The sequence below is a fragment of the Parafrankia discariae genome (assembly GCF_000373365.1).
GTDB classification, from domain to species: domain Bacteria; phylum Actinomycetota; class Actinomycetes; order Frankiales; family Frankiaceae; genus Parafrankia; species Parafrankia discariae.
In genome coordinates this window covers 1-2147 of the sequence record NZ_KB891179.1, presented here as the reverse complement: position 1 = coordinate 2147, position 2147 = coordinate 1, and the positions used below count along the sequence as shown (strand labels likewise).

Annotated in this window: 3 protein-coding genes; all 3 read left to right on the top strand. The window is 73.5% G+C overall.

Annotated elements, in window-relative coordinates; genetic code table 11:
• Nucleotides 1–336 (top strand): IS1380 family transposase (locus tag B056_RS35965; protein WP_018501655.1); only part of this gene is annotated, 336 nt, incomplete at its 5' end.
• A 335-nt stretch (nucleotides 337–671) separates the two neighbouring features.
• Entirely contained in the window at nucleotides 672–926 is a 255-nt protein-coding gene (locus B056_RS0109630) for a hypothetical protein (RefSeq protein WP_018501654.1), read from the top strand.
• A gap of 84 nt (nucleotides 927–1010) precedes the next feature.
• A complete protein-coding gene (locus tag B056_RS0109625) occupies nucleotides 1011–1949 on the top strand; it encodes an SDR family oxidoreductase (RefSeq protein WP_018501653.1) in 939 nt (312 codons plus the stop codon).
• The last annotated feature ends 198 nt before the right edge of the window (nucleotides 1950–2147 follow it).

The following is a 2147-nucleotide window of genomic DNA, read 5'->3' as shown; positions in this document are numbered from 1 at the left end:
CACCGCCGCCGCGCCCGCTGCGAGGACCGCATCCGCGGCGCGAAGGACACCGGCCTGACGAACCTGCCGCTGCACGACTTCGCCCAGAACCAGATCTGGTGCGCCCTCGTCGCGCTCGCCCTCGACCTGATCGCCTGGACCCAGCTGCTCGCCCTGCCGGACCAGCCCGCCCGACGCTGGGAACCGAAACGGCTGCGCCACCGGCTGTTCTGGCTGGCAGGACGGCTCGCCCGACACGCCCGCCAGACCGTGCTGCACCTGGCCGCCCACCACCCCTGGACACCACTCGCCGCCGACGCGATCACCACCCTGCGCGCCCTGCCCGCCCCGGGATAACCCGGCCACAGCCCTCCCACCCCGCCAAGCAGAAAGAACACCACCCCGGACGTGGACCGGGCGCCCACCCCGCGCGACAGCCGGGGCACCCGCCGCGACACGAGTCCGGCCAAGCGACATAACTCAACATCAACAAGGGTGGCAGGACAGTTCGTGATCACACCTGGCCGAGGCACGAAAGATCTGGGTTAGAGGTGCTCGACTGTCAGGGCTGACCGGAGAGGGCGGCGCCCGGACGGCCGCCCGGTGGCCTGTTCGGGCCTGGGCTGTCCACCGGGTGGAAAACGGAAAGAAGTTCCAGCGCGACAGGCACCCGAGCCGACAGGATGGAACCCATGCACACGCGCGGCAAGTCCCTGCTGTCGATCGGCTCCGAGGACTCCGTCCTCTGCCTGTGGTCGAAGGGCTCCGTCCTGTCGATCGGCTCGGTCGGCTCGGCGTTGTCCATCGGTTCGATCGGGTCGACCGCGTCGATCTTCAGTGTCGCCTCCTTCGCCAGCATCGGTTCGATCATGAGCGGCGCCTCCCGCTGGTCGCTGATGTCCTGGCGAACCCGGTGGGCGACGATGTCCGGCTCCTCCGCCCACTGACAGCGCAGCGGGTCCGACGGAACCGGTCGATGGAACGGGTCGGCGCGACGGTGTCCGTTCGGGGGCGACGGGCGGCCCGGGTGTTTGACTGGTGGATGTGCCGAACCGACCAGCCGAGGACAGGCCCGAAGACAGGCCGGAGGCGGGCGCCGGCCTGAGATCGGCGTCACCGGGGCCACCGGGCGGCTGGGTGGCCGGGTCGCGCGCCGGCTCGCCGCGGGTGGTGTCGCGCAGCGCCTGGTGGTCCGCGACCCGGATCGCGCGCCGAGCCTGCCGGGCGCCGCGGCCGTCCGCGCCTCGTTCGGCGCGCCGGTGGACGCCCGCGCGGCGCTGGCGGGCGTCACGACGCTGCTGATGGTGTCCGCCGCGGAGAGCGCGGACCGGGTCGACCAGCATCGGGCCTTCATCGACGCGGCGACCGCCGCCGGGGTCACCCATCTTGTCTACGTGTCGTTCTACGGCGCGTCACCGACCTGCACCTTCACGCTCGGGCGCGACCACGCGGCCACCGAGCGGCACATCCGCGACGTGCACGCGGCCACGGGCCTGCGGTTCACCTTTCTGCGCGACAACCTCTACGCCGACTTCCTGCCCGCGCTGGTCGGCTTGGATGACGTCATCCGGGGTCCCGCCGGCGACGGGCGGGTCGCCGCCGTCGCGCAGGACGACATCGCCGACGCCGCCACCGCCGTGCTGCTCGCCCCGTCCCCGCACGCGGGCCGGACCTACTCCCTGACCGGACCGCGGGCGCTGACCCTCGATCAGGTGGCGGCCGCTCTCACCGAGGCCACGGGCCGGCGGATCGCCTACCGGCCGGAGACACCGGACGAGGCGTACGCGTCCCGCGCCGGGTTCGGGGCTCCGGCCTGGCAGGTCGACGCCTGGGTCTCGACGTACACGGCCATCGCCGCGGGCGAGCTCGCCACCGTCACCACCGACATCCCGGAGCTGACCGGGCACCCGGCGACCTCGCTCGCCGACCTGCTGCGCCGCGACGCCTCCGCCCGCGCCGGCGGGGCCTGAGCCTTTTCGGCGTCCGCCGGTGGTCTCCGGTCTGGAGGCTGGAGCCCGAGGGCAGGGGCGAACCGCCCCTCCGTCAAACTCCGGGTTCGGTCGTCGGACGCTGCTCGTCGCCCGGCTCGGGCCGGTGCGGCGCCTGCCGGGGCGGTGTGTACGTCCCTGCCCAGGCCAGCAGTTCGCGCACCGGGCCGGTGAGGGGGG